The following is a 17398-nucleotide window of genomic DNA, read 5'->3' as shown; positions in this document are numbered from 1 at the left end:
GCGACAGGTGCAGGATATGCCATAAATGCAGGTACGGCGGCATATGCATTGACTGCTGGGACAGCGGCATACTCGGAAGATTTTAATAAAAATGTGTTAGTTGCAAGTGCGGCATATGCATTGACTGCTGGGACAGCGGTATATGCCATAAGCGCCTCAGATAATAAATTTGATATAGGTGGAGTTATTATTTCTACAGAAACAAGGAATACTGGGGCAGTGCTGGCGATAGGCAACAGCACTGCAACCGCTAATTTAGTAGTTTACGGTACTATCTATGCAACCAATACGGCTATTTCTAGTGCCGACCTTGCAGAAATATATCCTTCAAATGAAATACTTGAATCTGGTGATGTGGTTATTATTTCCGAAACCAGAGATGGTTATGTTGAAAGATCTAGAACTGCAAATGATACGAAAGTAGCCGGAGTAATTTCTACAGAGCCCGGAGTAGTGCTAAATTCAGGTGAAAAAGGTTATAAACTTGCCTTGGTTGGCAGGGTGCCGATAAAAGTTAATAATGAAGGTGGAAATATAAAACGCGGTGATTTACTTGTCGCTTCTTCTACTCCCGGATATGCCATGAAAGCGGCTGATCCGAAATCTGGTACGATTATAGGAAAAGCTTTAGAAAATTTTGTGTCAGCAAGAGGAAAAATATCGGCGCTGGTAAACTTACAATGAAAAAAATCAAGTATATTATATTTTTGTTATTGTGTTTTTCCATCCAGTCATTTTTGTTTGCGGCTGACTATAATAATCAGCTCAGTATGACAAATGGAAGTTCTGTTAATGACTTGTCCGACGGTAAAAAATATAAAAATTCCTTGTCAGTCAACGAAGGAATTTCCGTAAATCAAAAAAGTTTCGATTACAGATTGAATTCAGGGCTTCTTGCGTCAATAAAAGTATCAAATCCCGATATTGTGTTTTATGATTTTGTTCCAGCTTCAAGTGATACTATTTCTGTAGCAAACAATGTAAATATAGGTGTAACAGTGCATACCGGCGCCAAATCGATAAAACGCGTTGGTTATAAGATTTCCGAAACGCCTCCGACGGATGAAATTGGTCCCTTTACGTATCTTTATCAATATCAAGAAGGACAGACAGCGTCTACATCGACTGTAACTGTGTCGACTGTAGTTATATCCGGATTTAAGCCGGGCGTCAATTATCTGCAATGGTATGCCCAAAACGGCGCAAACGAATATGGGAACACAACAACGCATATAGTGCGCATCGGCATCTCTACAAGCAGTTCAATCGAAATTTTGCAGCCGACAAAAATATCTTCAAACAGACCGCAGATACAAGCAAGAATATATTCACCTTTCGGTTTTAACGAGTCTAGTGTAACTATAAGAATGTGTGTCGGCGCTTCGACCGTTACCGTAAGAAACGTAGAAACGGGAGAGGGAAAATTTATTACAAATGAAATTTTGGATTATAACTATACCGGAGATATTTTAGCGCAGGGAGAGCATACACTGTGGATCGAACTTGTTGACAACACGGGTATAACTACCTCCGCAACTTTAACTTTTACAGTAAACAGCAATCCTGTTGCCGATTTATTGCCTTATCCTTCTCCATATAATCCGAAAAAGGGAGCTATGAATATAAGATTTGTTATTGCGCAGCAAGCATCTGTAACGATTAATATATATGATAGGGCAGGCAAACTCGTAAGTCAGGTTTTAAATTCGGTTTTTTCTCCTGCAGGCGAAAGCAAAGTTACATGGAACGCAAAGAGTTATGCGGGAGACAGTCTCGCAAACGGAGTATATATATGCGAGATAATAATGAAAAGCGACGGTAAAGAAAACAGGCGTTACAAATCATTTGCGATATTAAGGAAATAATAATATGAAAAAGACAACAAAATGGTTAATTCCTTTTTGTCTTATTGTTGCACTTAGTGTTAACGCCTATGCCGCAGTCGGTGGAGCTGCCGTTTTAAAAAAAGGTGTCGGGGCAAGAGCTTTGGGTATGGGAGGAGCTTTTACTTCAATAAGTAATGATACGAGCGCAATATATTGGAACCCCGCCGGCTTGGGACAAGTTCAGGATTACAGTGTAACCATTATGGGTTCTGCAGGAGCGCCGGACGAATGGCCGGGGCAAAAAGATGCGATTGCTGCACATAATTTTATTGCGGTTTCGCTGCCCATAAGTAAATTTACCGATACTTTGCGCAGTTCGGTCTTTGCTGTTGGGCTTATTAATTCGTCTATGGATAATGTTACAAAGTCCGATGAAGAGGGAAATGAATACGGTTCTTTTTCTGCCCCGCAAAATGCGGTTTATTTTTCATGGGGAATGCCGGTTTGGGAAAGCAATACGAATTTGTATGTAGGTTTATCGTTTAAGTATATTATGGAGAAAATGGAAGGAATTGCTGGCGGGTCAGCATCTGGATATGATATAGATGCCGGAGTGCTGTATAATGTTTTTGAAACTTTTAATTTTGGTTTATTCATAGGAAAAGGCGCTGTGATGAAATGGGACGGTGGGACGGATAATGCCGCTTTGACCGCAAAATTCGGAGTTTCAAATACTTTCAGTCTTACAGAAAAATTGTCGATTTTGGGAAGCGTTGATATTATTCAAAGACAAAAGGAACCTTTGTTAAGCAATATAGGTCTTGAATTCGCATGTATGAATATTTACAACACCGGTGATTTTGGTTTAAGCGGCTTATATTTAAGAGGTGGTATTGAAGGAGTTGCTTTGGAAAACCGTTATGGTATCAAAGAAGAAATAAATAAAAATATAACATATGCGGTAGGCTTCGGAATTGACATTACCGTATTCGGCAGATATTTGCAGATTGATTATGCCATGGGAATGGGCAACAGCCTGGATCAGCAAAGTAAAATTTCTTTAAATTTTTATTTTTAAGAGGTATAAAATGAAGAAAACAAAAAAAATTATTTCTTGGCTTGCAGCGTCCGTCATTATATGTAATATGTGTTCATTTTCTTTTGCGGCTGTAAAAAGGGATGTAAATGATCCTGTACTGCGTGAAATTATCAATGAGCTCAGTAGAAAAATGCCGAAATTTATCGATAAATACGGAGAAACTGTTTTTGTCGAAGATGAACCGATAACGAGAGGCGCGCTCCTTTCGGCGATTTATGAATATGATAAAAGAGTAAAATCTTCAATCACTGCAGAGGAGGCTGTTTCTTCTGTTTCTACAGAAAGTATTTCGCAGATTACACGTCAGGAATTTGACGCATTAAGAGCAAAAATAATGACTCTTGAAAAAAGTAGGTCCGCATCGTCTCCAGCGTCAAAATCATCGAGCGGCAGCGTTGATATGGTAGCGTTGATATCTGATTTAACTCCGAATATGCCAATGCTTCTTGACAATAGTCTTAATAATTCAAAAGTGTTTAAATCTCTTCAGCAGCAGGTCACCGCAGGAGGTTCGAAGTCTTCTTCGCAAGATGGAATTTCTTATATGGCAAGCAAAGAATTTAAAGAAATAAATATAAAGCTTGACGGGCTTTCAAAGAGGCTGGATTTGGCCGAATCTAGTTCGCTGTCTGCATCGCGGGATGGAGTTGCGGTAAACAAAGAGTTTAAAGAGATAAATACAAAGCTTGGCAGGCTTTCAAAGAGACTGGATTTGGCCGAGTCTGGCTCGATGTCCGCATCACAGGAAGATATCAATGATTTAAGGAACAACCTTAATCAAATACGGCAAAGTTATGTTAAATTATCCAAGAAAATCGATGAGCTTAACGACAGAACATTAGTTTTTGCGTCATCTTACGAAAAATCTTCCGTCAATTTTGATATGAACTATATTAACAAACAACTCAGCGATATAAAGAAAACTGTTGCAGGAGTTCCTACGTCATCGGAAGTCAAAAGTGAAATTAATAAAAATAAAAATCAGACTCAGAATGATATAAAAAGAATAGAAAAAAGGCTGAATGATATATCGTCTTCCACGTCTTCCAAACCTTCGGGATCTTCAGGGTCATCGGGAGGCAGCGGCGGTACAACAATTGCAACGATAAGTTTGGGAATAACGATGATTGCTGCTCTTTTCGTAGCAAGATAAGAGAAGCGCAAGGAGAAAAATAAATGCCAAGGCTGTTTTTAAAAAGAAAAGAAGAGATATTAGGGGAATACATATTAAGAAGAAAAAAAAGGATTTTTGTCGGAAGTAAAAAAGGTAATGATATTCTTATTAAAGATAAAAATATTTCAGAACATCATTGCAGCATAATTACTGAAGATGGCAGCAATTATGTCGTAAAAGATCAAAACACGATTATCGGAACGAAAGTAAACGGAAAGACTGTTTCTGAAAAAGAACTTCAGATAGGGGATGAAATAGGCATAGGTCCCTATAGCATAGTGATACTTGCAGATATTACTCCGAACTCTCACGAGGTCAACAGGCCTACATGCTTTTTATTGGGCATTTACGGAAAGTTTATAGGTAAAAAATTTATCGTTAAAACTGAAGATACTTTTATAGGAAGGGAACACTTTTCTCCGAGAGGAATTGAAAACGATATAGTTCTTGCCGGAGATATGACGGTATCGAAAGGACATGCTAAAATATCTTATAATAATGGGCAATATACGATTACGGATGTCGGCAGTACTGGAGGCGTTGCCATAAACGGCAATAAAGTTGGACAGCTCAATAGCATGAATATCGATATTGGAGATGAAATATCCATAGGAAGATCAATATTTAGATTTGTCAATTCTTTTGATGAAGATTATTCAATTCCTTCAAAACAAAAAATATTTTTATTGAAAATTCAAAAATCTCTTTCTCTAGGTGTTACGGTGGTGTCTCTTATAATTTCAATAGGTTTAATATGGTTTGGATGGACGGGGCTTTCTCTGCTTAAAAATAAACCGAATAAACTGACTCTTGAACTAAACACAAGTTTTAGAAAAGACACGCCTTTGAGAACCCTTGAAGACTATGACATTACATCTACTCCGGCTATAGGCGATATTAACGGTAATGGCAAAAACGACATTGTTATGCTTACTGCAGCGGGATTTTTATACGGATGGGACGCTAAAACGGGCGATTCTCTGTGGAGACAGATTGAAATATTTAATTCGGGACAAACTTCTCCCATGCTTGCCGACGTTAATGACGACTCTATTCTTGACATTATTGCTTTGTCTGATTCTTCTATGTTGTTTATTTATGACGGGCAGACCGGGAACATTATAAGAAGGGAAATACTCGGTGGAGTGATTTCCGAGATGACCCCTATTATAGCGGATTTGACTGGAAATGGCAAAAAAGACATTGTTGTGTGTTCCGAAGATGGAGCAGTTCATTTCCTTTATAATGCGGGATATGAAACGGATTATGACAGATATACAGAGTTTATTGAAGGACCTATATACGCCAGTCCGGTATTGTATCGATCGAAAGATTTTACTCCGATGGTAGTTGTGGCAAGTTATGCTGGAAAAGTTTATTTTATCGATGGTAAATCTAGAACCAAAAAAACCGTTGATCTAGTTGAAAAATCCGGAAAAGCACATCTTATAGCAGGTACTCCGGCCGTAGGAGACATTAACGGAGACTCAATCCCGGAGGTCGTCGTTCAATCTAATGTACCTCAGTATGTTTCGGCAATTGATGTTTCGAAATTTGAAGTTATTTGGACATATTTTGTAGAGCCTACTCCTCCGGCGGGGCTTAAACATAATTCTTCTCCAGTTATTACCGATCTTACAGGTAACGGGATGGGAGACGTATTGATAATTTCTGCAAACGGAAGCATACAGGGATTAAAAGGCAAAACAGGATATCCGGCCGGAGAACTATTGTGGAAAATGCCGCTTCCAGAAGCAAAAAGAATTATATCTTCTCCTGCTGTCTATGATTTCGATAAAGACGGGTTAAACGATTTTGTAATAGCCACTGAAGATGGAAGAATTATGGTTATAAAAAGCAATACAAGACGTAAAGAGTTTGAACTAATGGCGGAAATAAGGGCTAGCAACAGTCCTATAACTTCCTCGCCTCTGCTAGGAGATATATTCAATATGGGTAAACTTGACATTCTTTTTTCGAATTCTACCGATTCTATACAGGTGATAAGCACAAATGCAAAGATTATTAAAAATGTAATTGTCTGGCCTATGTTTTTAGGCAGTGCAGATCATATAGGATTTTCGGGGTTAGGTAAATTTAAGTCGCAGTACAGAAAAGAATTTTTTACGGGATTAATAATTTTAACGGCGTTCTTATTTTTTAAGATAAGATTTATTTTAGCAAGAAATGCCAAAAGGGTTAAGGTTCAGTTTCTATGAAAATGGTCTATTACGGAAAAACGGATACGGGCATAGTAAGAAAAGAAAATCAAGACGCATTCGGAGTCGGTTCCGATAAAAATTTCTTTGTCGTATGCGACGGCATGGGAGGAGGCGCAGCTGGTGATTTTGCAAGCAGGTGCGCCGTTGAAGTAATTTTGAAAACTTTTGAAAGTCTTGACCAGTCTGACATACGTTCGATTACTGGAAAAAGATTTGAAAACATAGATGAAAGACTTTTGCGTCCTGCCGCTTCAATAATGCTTGCCAACAGAATGCTTAATAATCTCACTTTAAAATATCCTAAACTTGTGGGCATGGGTACTACAGTGGTTGCCGCAAGGTTTGATAGTAAAGAGAGTCTTCTCCATATTTATCATACAGGAGACAGCAGAATTTACAGAATAAGAGGTGGAATTATTGAGCTTCTTACAAAAGATCATTCTAAAGTCAACGAGCTTATTGATGAAGGAAAAATGCGCGAAGATGAAGTTAAAACTGCCGAGTTGCAAAGCATGATTACCAGAGCTTTGGGAACGGGAGCTACGGTAAAAGTAGATTACAGGTCGGTTATTGTCAAACCGGGAGATCATTATATAATGTGCAGTGACGGACTTAACGGTGAAATAGACGATTCTGTTATAAAAGGTATAGTTGACATACACAGAGGCAACCCTAACGCCATAGCAAATGAACTCATAATGGCGGCAAATAATTCCGGTGGAAGAGATAATACCACAGTCATTGTTTTGAAAGCCGAAGATGATGGTATGGGTTTTTCCGTGCCAGAATATTATGTGCAAAGCATAATAACCATTGGCGAGGATGACCCCTTGCAGTCAGCCGCAGAGGATAAAATTTTTTCAAAATATGGAAAAGATTTTGGAATAGAGGTTCCTAAGGCTGCAAAAGAAGTCAATATTTTTACAAATCCACTGTTTATAGCCTGTATATCGGTGGCGCTTGTTATAAGTATCATATTTTTATACTCGAAATGTAACAAAAAGCGTGAAAAAGAATTCCATGAGCTTACGGGCAACATTTCGGGCATTAATTTGGATATACGTACGCCCAATGATGAAAGAATAATACAAATTCTTTCAACCTCGGATAAAATTTCAAGGCTGGAAATTTTAAAGGAAATAGTACAGGATAAAGATTCCTACACTGTTCCTTTGGCAAATGTGCAGGTTTTAATCGAAGAAAAAACAAAACCGAATAAATTTGTAGGTTTATCGTCACTTGTCCCTCTGGAAATAAAACTTCCAAAGGGGGATTATAAAATAACTCTAATATATCCCGAGTATAAGATTTTGACGGATAATTATTATTTAACGGCTTCAATAGATATATCTTTAGAGCTCTCAGGGTCTTTAGGGTATAAAACGGTGATAATGCTGCCGGAAAAAGCGGGGGAATAATCGTGAACAAAAAAAGTAAAATCCTTATTATTGATGATGACGTGTCATTTGTTGATTCTGAAGCAGCTGTATTAAACGCTAAAGGTTTTGAAGTAATAAAAGCTTTTACTTCTGAATCCGGTATGGAAGCTCTGGCTCTTAAAAATCCTGATATTGTTTTGCTTGACGTAAATTTACCTGATAAAAATGGTTTTGAAGTATTACAAATCATTAAAAACAGCAGGAATTTTTCTGAACTTCCAGTAATTCTCATAACAGGAGATATGGCAGTTCAGGTTGACAAGGGTTTTGCGGCTGGGGCTGACGATGTTATTTTTAAACCTATAGATATCGATGATCTTTGCGCAAACCTAAACAGGTTGTTAAAATGAGAAAATACGTTTCTGTCCTGTTGAGCTGTTCTTTTCTATTCGCTTCTTCGCCATCGTTTGCGTTAAATGACTTTTCTCCATCTCAGATTTTTCTTCTAAACTATGACCCTGCGTCGGGAGCAATGGGCGATAGCATTGCGGTGATGTCTCAGAATCCTTTGTCATTTATGAATTCTCCTTCTTCAAATTTCAGTATTCTTTCAAGCAGAGTTGACTTTTCCGCTATTGCGGCTTTTGATGGCGTATATGGAGGAGCAGGAGCGTTTATGTTCCCTTCTAAATATGGGAATATTACCGCCGCTTTTGCATATGATAATTTAGGTAGGATAGATCGTAATATGTTCGGTTTTTATTTAAATTACGTATATCCGCTGTCAACGCATATGCCGTTATATATGGATAAAGGGGGATTGGGTGCGACAATTAGAGCATATCAACTTGAAGTTGGCGGTGAATTGAAAATGTCTTTAGCCGCGGATTTCGGCGGTCATTACAATCTTGACAAAATTCTTTTGGGACTTTGGGCTTTTGCCGCGTTTAAAAATATAGGCGGCGATTTTGATATCGGAGACGAAACTTTTGAAATGCCAGAAAACTTTACTTTTGCTTTGAGATATAATCTTCCTTTCGATTCGAAACCTGCTTTTACAGCAGATATAATAAAATTTTTTTCCGAAGGTGTTGGATATTCTTTCGGTTTTGAAATAATGCCGGTTTATCCGACTACGATTAAAATTGGCTGGAGAGATTACGGCGATTATGTAAACTGGGGTCCTACCGCAGGGCTATTTTTAAATTTTGATTCGTTCAGTTTAGGATATTCTTTTACGGCAATGTATGAGAATTATGCTCCCAGACATACGGTTAATTTCGGTTTTATGTTCGGCAGAGTTTCCAATGAAAATAAAGCTTATGAGTATTATCTGGGATATAATTTTAATATGGCAAAAGAAGCATATAACAGAAAAGATTATATTTCTGCAAGACAGCAGCTTGAAGAAATACTTGCCATATATCCCGATCATCAACCTTCGAAAGATTTGCTTAAACAGCTTGCATATGACTTAGATTTGTATGACAGGAATCTCGAAATACAAATTGACAGGCTGCTTAGAAGCGCTGATATTGCTCTTTATCGTAATAACTTAGTAAAAGCGAGAAATTATTATTACAGAGTTTTAGGCGTCGATCCGGAAAATTCTTTGGCCGAAAGCGGATTGGCACAGGTTAATGCAAGGTTAAAATCCGTTGATCTTCAGGTAAACAGAAAAAAATACGAAAAAGAAATAATTGCTTTATGGTTGGAGGGTATGGATTTTTATAACAGCGGACAGTTTATATTTGCTAAAGAAAAGTTTAACCGAATTTTAGAAATAGACCCGGAAAATGCAGGTGCAAAAAAATATCTTGAAATTATCCAAACTCAAGTATCAAAAATTACAGATTTGCAAGCTGACAGAATATTTACACAGGCAATGGAATATTACAATATGGCAGATTATGAAATGTCCGCAAGATATTTTAATGCAGTTTATACATCGGATCCGAAACGTACGGATGCAAAAGAATATTATGAGCTTTCAAGAAAAGCTTTAAATCTGTCTGTAACTGAAATGACCTCAAAAGCTTCAAAGGCGAAAGGGCAGGTAAAAAACAGACTTGTCGACAAAGACGATTCTCTATTGTCTTCAAATCAGAAAGTCCAAAAAGAAATGGAAATATATTTCAGTCAGGCCATTGATTTGTTTAATCAGGAAAAATATGAAGATTCTCTAAAAGCTTTCGTAGCTTTAAAAGAGCAAGCTTTAAAAAATAATTACTATGATTTAAACCAGCAGATAAGAGAGTATACGGCTAAGCTGAAAAGTGTGATTTCAGAAAAGTATTTTAAAGAAGCTTTGACATTTATTAAAATAAACAAAAATGAGGAAGCGATGGAAAAAATTAAAAAATCTTTGGAATATAATAAAGACTATGTTCCTGCTGCAAAAGAGTATGAGAAACTTACGGCATCTTTGTCGCAGCAATACTATGAACTGGGAATAAAAGCATACTCTTCTGGACAGAGAGTTAGAGCAAAAGAATATTTGGAAAAGTCCTTAGAATATAACCCGCAAAAAATTGAAAGCAAAAAGGCTTTGGATAGGATAAAAGTTTTGGAAAATTAAAGGACCGAATTTAGAAAAGATCCCATAATATGATGATGGGTTATAATATATCATCATTAAAGAAGTTTTAAGAAAGTAACACACTCCAAGCATGAAGAGTATCCAAAAGACGTTTCAAAATGTCCTTTTTGCACAGGCAACGAGAACATGTCAAGACCAGAAATTTTAGCTTCAGACAGCCACCATAACAGATAGTCTAATTCAAAAGACCGGAAGGATATAGAAATTTTCCAAAACTTACTAAAAATAGTCAGATTCAAATATGGCACAGTGTTTTATGTAAATCCTGTTCTTCCAGAAGAAATTGCAAAAAATGTTTGAGAGAAAGTAGAATGAATGTATTTAAAATATTTAAAAAAAATAAAATGAATATTTTAATGATTGCCTCGGAATGTGTCCCTTTCGTGAAGGTAGGCGGTTTGGCGGATGTCATAAGCGCTCTTGCGAAATATTTGAAAAAGCTCGGACACGACGTAAGAATAATAATTCCAAAATACCGCAGTATAGACGGTAAAAAATATAATTTCCAACCTCTTCCTTATATGCTGAGAGTCAATGTCGGAAAAGAAATGGAAAAGTTCAGAATTAAACGCGGCATGACCGAAGATGGAATTGACGTATATTTCATAGAAAATATGCGCTATTTTAACCGGCCTGGCATATACGGCGATAATGGGATAGATTATGGCGATAACAGAGAGAGATATATTTTTTTCTGCCGTGCGGCGCTCGAAGCGGCAAAAGCTTTGATATTCCGTCCGGATATAATACATTGTCACGATTGGCAGACTGGTCTTATACCCGCATATCTAAAAACAAATTTAAGAAACGATGGTTTTTTCTGGAATACTTCAAGCGTTTATACTATTCACAATATAGCGTATCAAGGCAATTTTGGTGCAGATACAGTTGTGGCCGGTGGATTTTCATGGGAAGATTTTACTACTGATAAACTTGAGTTTTATAATAATGTAAATTTTATGAAATGCGGCATAGCAATGGCAGACGCAGTATCTACGGTAAGCCCTACTTACGCTTCGGAGATTAAAGAGTTTAACGGCAGAGGAATGGAGATTGTGTTGAATTCGCGTCCCGATAGGATTTACGGCATACTAAATGGTATAGATTATGATTATTGGAACACAAAAACAGATAAGTATATTACTGCAAACTATTCAAAAGATGACCTCGTAGGCAAAAAAATGTGTAAAATTGAACTTCAAAAAATATGTGGTTTTGATGTTGACGAAGAGGCTTATTTGTTCGGCTGCGTTTCAAGGCTGGACGACCAGAAAGGTTTTGATATCATAATAGATGCTTTATACAGCCTGCGCAATAAACAAATGCAGTTTGTTATTCTCGGTTCAGGGAATCAAACGATAAAATGGCATCTTCAAGATGCCGTCGCAAAAATGCCTAAGACGGTTGCGGCTTTTTTTGATTATGATGAGCCACTTGCACATAAGATTTATAGCGGATGCGATGCATATATGATGCCTTCACGTTTTGAACCGTGCGGGCTGAGCCAGATGATATCTTTGGCTTATGGAACAATTCCTATAGTTAATCGTACTGGGGGACTTTCAGATACGATAGTTTATTATAATCATTTTACGAAAAAGGGTAACGGGTTTATGTTTAATATAACTTATGGTGAGAATTTTATTCAGACAATTTTAAAGTCGGAAAATATTTTTAGAGATAAATCAAATTGGGACATTTTAGTGCAAAATGCCATGAATTGTGATTTTTCATGGGACAAGAGTGTTGGGCAGTACCATTTAATGTATGAAGAGACGAGAAATAAAAAAAGACATGAATTGCTGTTTAAGGCGTGAACCCATTTAAAATTTCGGAGCAAAATATATGAGTTCTTCAATTAATGTGGCATCAAAGATTTTGAAATTTGCCACAATTGTTATAACTTCTGCCTTCTGCGTTTTAGCCGCAAATCATTATTATGAAATTAAAAAATATTCGCAGAGTCTGCTTCCAGGATTGGTCATTACGATTTTTATAGATAAAAATGCCGAAGATGATGCAAAAGTTTGCGAAGCGATAAAGTCGCTTGGTTTTGTAACTATAGATGAATATGCCGGCTCTCAAGAAGTTTATGAAAAAGCTGTTGAAAAAAATCCTTTCTTAAAAGATATTTCTGTTCCGAGAGATAGCGAAATTTTTCAATCGTACATAAAAGCGTCTCCCGCTGCGCTTCCTACCGATGATTTTCTTATAGAAGCAAGAAATGCCATTGCCGAACTGGAAAATGTAAGTGAAATCGTTTTTAATCCCGAAAATTTTCAGAAGTACGTAAGAAACGAGAAACTTCTGGCATTTTATCACGGCATATTTATTATTTTTGCCGTGATTATAAGCGTTTTGTTGACAGCGCAAAGCATACTTTTTATTTTACAAAGCGAAGAAAATTCGAGAAAACTTATAACTAATTGCATGGCTTATCTTTTATCATCTTCAGTTGGTTTTATAGGTATGTGGAGCGGCTGTTTGTTCGCACAGTATCCTTTGATTATCGATGAAATCGCGGCATTTTACATAATACCTTTCACGGCGGCTTTCGGAATTATATTTGAAGGCTAAAATGAACATAAAAAAAATTACAATATCATTCTTGGCATTAATTTTGTTGTGCCATCTTGTTTTTGCGCAGGAACAGCAGAATAAAGATATAAAACAGCCGTCCAAGCAGCTTTCGGATGTAAAAAATACGATAAAAAAAAAGCAGCTTGAAAAAGACAGACTTATGCTTCAGGAAAAAGTTTTCCGTCGAGAATTGAATACTCTTAATAAAACTATAGATAAAGCGGAAAAAAAGCTTATGCAGCTTTCGCGTGATATTAAAACTGCGGAAAAAAATCTCACTTCAGCTTCATCCGAATACGACAAAGCGTATGAAAATCAGACAAATCTGAATGTCGTAATGCTTGACGAAATCGATTTTTACAATAAAATGACTTTTACCGTATCTTATGAAGACAATCCTGTTGAATACAAAATCAGGCAAGCTGCCTTAAAGTATAAAAAAAATAATTTTGACAAAGAAGCCCAGCTGCTGGACAGTTCTTCATCCGAAATAAAAAAATGGAAGAATGCTAAAAAGAAACTTACCTCGCTAAGAGCGGAAGAAAGTGCTATTGCTAAAGAAAGAATAAATCTCATAAAAGAAAAGAATGAACTTTTAAAATCTACAAAAAGCAAACGCGCTGCTGCTGAAGAAGAAATAAGGATGCTTAATGAAAGCGCCAAAGAACTCCAAGCGCTTATAAATAAACTGGCTGAAATACAGAAAAAGAATCAAGCGGCAGCTGCAGCCGCAGCCGCAGCTGCCACAAGCAAACCGTCAAAACTTTTGCCTTCCATACGGAGAAAAAAATTGCTTCCATGGCCTGTCGAAGGTAAAACCACGGTTAAGTTCGGAAAAAATAAACATATGGAACTTGACACTTACGTAATAAGCAACGGAATTAAAATAGAAGCGGCAGATTTTGCAGATGTAAAAAGCATTGATTCAGGTACGGTCGTTTTCACTGGGATGTTTCGCTCTTATGGGAAAGTTGTTATAATAGATCATCATAAAGATTCTTATTTTACGGTATATGGCCAGCTTGACAGGATATTTGTCAAAGAAGATCAAAAAGTTTCTAAAGGCACGGTTTTGGCAAAACTCGGTAAAGGTGTGGAAAATACATTATATTTTGAGATAAGACAAAATAATACGCCGGACAATCCACTTTTATGGCTAATCAAAAAATAGTATACTACAAAAGTTGTGAAGCTGAGTAAAAGGCTGAAGATTGGAAGCTTAGCTACAGTTTCGCCTAGAGGTTATAGAGTTGGAAGTTTGGCAAAGAAGAAGGAGATGGAAAAACAAAGTAAGATTTCTAATATGCATATACGGACCGGCAGCTTTGTATGAGTTGATAGCAAGCAAGAGATATTTTAAAGTGCCTGCAAGTTTATACGGGTTGAAGACTTGTATGTAAAGAAGTCAGGAAATATCTTTTTTGTCATTCTAGGAAAAAGGAGACATTGTTCCTGAAGTCATGGAATCTTAACAGGGATTTGAGAAGGCAGTTATTGCCGTTTCTCAGTTTCTAATCCTCTAAGTTTCTGAGGTTATTAAATATCGGAGAAAAAAATGAATATTATCAGAAAAACATTTGCAGTTACTTGGACTGCTTTATTTTTATGTGCGGGTGTCTTTGCTGCGGAAAATGAGACTTATGATAAGTTAAAAATTATGATTGACGTAATGGAAATAATTAATGCAAGTTATGTTTCGGAAACTAATCCTAAAGATCTTGCCACAGGTGCAATCAAAGGAGTAGTGAGAACTCTCGACCCTTTTTCTCAATATATGGAAGAAAAAGATTATAAAGAGATGAAAAACGAGACCGAAGGATCTTACAGTGGGATAGGATTAAGAATAATGGTAAAAAACGGTTTCATAACTGTTGTTTCGCCTTTACCCGGAACTCCCGCGTATAAAGCCGGAATTCTTCCCGAAGACAGAATAATAAAAATTGACGATAAGTCGGCGATTAATATGTCGAGCGATGAAGCGGTAAATCTTATGAGGGGAAAATCCGGAACAAAAGTCAAGGTTACCATGGCAAGAGACAGCATAAAAAAGGAAATAGAATTTGAACTTACCAGAGAAAAAATCAAAATTGAAACCGTTAAATTTACAATGCTTGAAGATAAAACGGCTTACATAAGATTGTCGGAATTTAATGCTCAAAGTGCAGTCGACATACAGAAAACTTTATCAGATTATTCAAAGAAGGGAATGAATGCTTTGATACTCGATTTAAGAAATAATCCTGGAGGACTGCTTGATTCAGCTATCGACATATGCAGCATTTTTATAAAAGAGCAGACTGTGGTTTTAACTACTAAAGGAAGAGTCGAAGAACTGAAAAAAGAGTATTCTTCAAAAGGAGAAGGTGAATTTACACAAGTGCCTCTTGTAATACTTGTAAACAGAGGGTCGGCTTCCGCGTCTGAAATAGTTTCAGGAGCATTGCAGGATCTAAAAAGAGCGCTGATAATAGGCGCTAACACTTTTGGAAAAGGAAGCGTGCAATCCGTAATCCCGCTTTCAGATGGAAGCGCTTTGAGGCTTACCGTAGCTAAATATTATCTTCCTTCTGGTAGGCCGATAATCCATTCGGATGAAAAAAACGCTAAAAATGGAATAACTCCGGATATAGAAATAGAAGTGTCTCCAGAAGATGAAGTTAAATTGTACGCTCAGTCTGAAATGATTTTTTCAAAAGACAAAAATTCAAAATCTGAAATTGAAGATATAGTGTTAAATAAAGCTCTTGAAATAATCAGAGAAAATAAAGTACGCGATTTTATAGATAATCCGAAATTTGCGGCTAAAGAGACAAAAGAAATAAAGGAAGCAAGAGAAAAAGAAATTAAAGAAGCTAAAGAAACCAAAGAATCTGAAGAAATAAACGAAGAAATAGAAGACGAAATTATAAACGGCGGGTACTGAAATTGGCAGATAAAGGGCAAAATAAGGAAAACTTTTTAATTAAAATTTATATCTTGGCATTGTTTCTTTGCGGAATAGGGCTTTGGTTTGCCGTGAATACTGCACCTAAAGAGAAAGTATCTGTTGACATTCAGCTTGAACATAAGATAGTGGACGCGTTGGCCGCAAACGGAGTAAAGCAGACCGATATTATTTCACAGTATGTGCGCGAAAGGGAAACGACTACAAAATTATGGAATGAGTTTTATAAGAAAATAAAGCTTCAAGGTGACAAACGTCCAGAAAATTTTGAAAATTCTTTAAGGACGATTGCACGTTCGATGAAGTTGGGTTTGAGCAAAACCAACAATGTTGACGGCAGCGTTACCTATAAATATTATTCGTCAAATATAAACTATTCAAATATAACTTTCATAAGTCCTAAAAAAACAATTTCTTCTTCATCTTCAAAACGAGTTTCCGTTGGTGTAAAAGAGAAAAAGCCGTCTTCCACTTCAAAAACTTCATTGTCAAAAGCCAAGTCATCTTCTTCCACTCAGTCAAAAACAAAAAACCAGCCAAAGGATAAAAAGTGAATATTTTAGCTATAGAAAGTTCATGTGATGAAACTTCCGCTTCAGTAGTTTCAAACGGGACAAAAGTTAAGTCTGTGGTGATATCTTCGCAGGTAGATATACATGCAAAATATTTCGGAGTGGTTCCAGAACTGGCAAGTCGTGCGCATATAACAAATATCAATCCTGTTATTTTTCAGGCTCTGGACAAAGCTGGATTTTCTTTTAAAGATTTCGACAATAAAATAAATGCCATAGCTTTTACTGCTGGTCCCGGCCTTGCAGGATCTCTGCTTGTCGGAGCAATAGCGGCAAAATCTCTGGCATCCGTATATAATAAACCTCTGATTGCCGTAAATCATCTTGAAGGACATCTTTATTCTTCGTTTATTGAGCATAAATCGGTCAGTCTTCCTTTTTTAAGTGTGATAATTTCCGGCGGACATACGGAGCTAATAATTGTCGAAGATTTAGGAAAATATAAATTTCTCGGAGGTACAAGAGACGATGCCGCCGGAGAAGCTTTTGATAAAGCTGCAAAAATGCTCGGACTTTCTTATCCGGGAGGACCTGTCATAGACAAAAGGTCGCAAAACGGAAATGACAAAGCTGTAAATTTTACAAGACCATATATGAAAGGCAGCTGGGATTTTTCTTTTTCCGGAATAAAAACGGCGCTTCTTAATTATTTGAAAGTAAATCCTGTAAAAAATGAAAACCATTTAAATGATATTTGCGCGTCTTTCAGTGCCGCAATCGCTGAAACTTTATGTTATAAAGCTTTTGAAGCCGCAAAAAAGTTCAATTTAAAAAGTATTTCTATGGGAGGCGGCGTTTGCGCTAATTCGCTAATAAGAAAAATGTTTCTTGCCCAAGGCAGAAAAAATAAAATTAAAGTTTATGTTCCGTCAATGCTGTATTGCACTGACAATGCAGCGATGATAGGTTGCGCCGCTTATCTCAAACAAAAAAAATGTGGTCTGAATTTTACGGGACTACAGCTTAAACCATCTGCTTCTCTTCGTCTTGAAAACTGGTAAAT

14 protein-coding genes are annotated in these 17398 nt (G+C 36.8%); all 14 read left to right on the top strand.

From position 1 onward, the window contains the following. On the top strand, window positions 1-684 hold a 684-nt coding region (locus tag LBD46_02590), incomplete at its 5' end, for a hypothetical protein (protein MDR2426058.1). Next, window positions 681-1865 (top strand): hypothetical protein, encoded by a 1185-nt coding sequence (locus tag LBD46_02585; protein MDR2426057.1) that lies wholly within the window; start codon window positions 681-683, stop codon window positions 1863-1865. The genes LBD46_02590 and LBD46_02585, both read left to right, overlap by 4 nt. 4 nt (window positions 1866-1869) lie before the next feature. Continuing rightward, window positions 1870-2904: a hypothetical protein gene (locus LBD46_02580; protein MDR2426056.1), complete on the top strand. Its 1035-nt coding sequence runs from the start codon at window positions 1870-1872 to the stop codon at window positions 2902-2904. Window positions 2905-2914: 10 nt separating this feature from the next. Continuing rightward, a complete protein-coding gene (locus tag LBD46_02575) occupies window positions 2915-4078 on the top strand; it encodes a hypothetical protein (GenBank protein ID MDR2426055.1) in 1164 nt (387 codons plus the stop codon). Between the two features lie 23 nt (window positions 4079-4101). Continuing rightward, entirely contained in the window at window positions 4102-6318 is a 2217-nt protein-coding gene (locus LBD46_02570; GenBank protein MDR2426054.1) for an FHA domain-containing protein, read from the top strand. Next, window positions 6315-7739: a protein phosphatase 2C domain-containing protein gene (locus LBD46_02565; GenBank protein MDR2426053.1), complete on the top strand. Its 1425-nt coding sequence runs from the start codon at window positions 6315-6317 to the stop codon at window positions 7737-7739. Before LBD46_02570 ends, LBD46_02565 begins: the two co-directional genes overlap by 4 nt. A 2-nt stretch (window positions 7740-7741) precedes the next feature. After that, the gene (locus LBD46_02560; protein ID MDR2426052.1) at window positions 7742-8110 is read left to right on the top strand and encodes a response regulator; all 369 of its coding nucleotides are present in this window, start codon (window positions 7742-7744) and stop codon (window positions 8108-8110) included. After that, on the top strand, window positions 8107-10278 hold the full coding sequence (locus tag LBD46_02555) for a hypothetical protein (GenBank protein ID MDR2426051.1): 2172 nt from the start codon (window positions 8107-8109) through the stop codon (window positions 10276-10278). Before LBD46_02560 ends, LBD46_02555 begins: the two co-directional genes overlap by 4 nt. Window positions 10279-10610: 332 nt before the next feature. Continuing rightward, window positions 10611-12116 carry a glycogen synthase GlgA gene (gene glgA / locus LBD46_02550; protein ID MDR2426050.1) on the top strand — a complete coding sequence of 502 codons (1506 nt, stop codon included), beginning with the start codon at window positions 10611-10613 and terminating at the stop codon, window positions 12114-12116. A 28-nt stretch (window positions 12117-12144) separates the two neighbouring features. Further along, window positions 12145-12876 (top strand): hypothetical protein, encoded by a 732-nt coding sequence (locus tag LBD46_02545; GenBank protein MDR2426049.1) that lies wholly within the window; start codon window positions 12145-12147, stop codon window positions 12874-12876. Window position 12877: 1 nt separating this feature from the next. After that, window positions 12878-14050, top strand: coding sequence for a peptidoglycan DD-metalloendopeptidase family protein (locus LBD46_02540; protein ID MDR2426048.1), 1173 nt, complete (start codon window positions 12878-12880; stop codon window positions 14048-14050). Between the two features lie 384 nt (window positions 14051-14434). After that, window positions 14435-15802 (top strand): S41 family peptidase, encoded by a 1368-nt coding sequence (locus LBD46_02535; protein MDR2426047.1) that lies wholly within the window; start codon window positions 14435-14437, stop codon window positions 15800-15802. Between the two features lie 2 nt (window positions 15803-15804). Continuing rightward, entirely contained in the window at window positions 15805-16377 is a 573-nt protein-coding gene (locus LBD46_02530; GenBank protein MDR2426046.1) for a hypothetical protein, read from the top strand. After that, window positions 16374-17396: a tRNA (adenosine(37)-N6)-threonylcarbamoyltransferase complex transferase subunit TsaD gene (gene tsaD / locus LBD46_02525; GenBank protein ID MDR2426045.1), complete on the top strand. Its 1023-nt coding sequence runs from the start codon at window positions 16374-16376 to the stop codon at window positions 17394-17396. The genes LBD46_02530 and tsaD overlap by 4 nt, the downstream gene beginning before the upstream one ends. The last annotated feature ends 2 nt before the right edge of the window (window positions 17397-17398 follow it).

The organism is Candidatus Endomicrobium procryptotermitis (assembly GCA_031279415.1).
GTDB classification, from domain to species: domain Bacteria; phylum Elusimicrobiota; class Endomicrobiia; order Endomicrobiales; family Endomicrobiaceae; genus Endomicrobium_B; species Endomicrobium_B procryptotermitis.
This window is presented reverse-complemented; position numbering and strand designations above follow the sequence as displayed.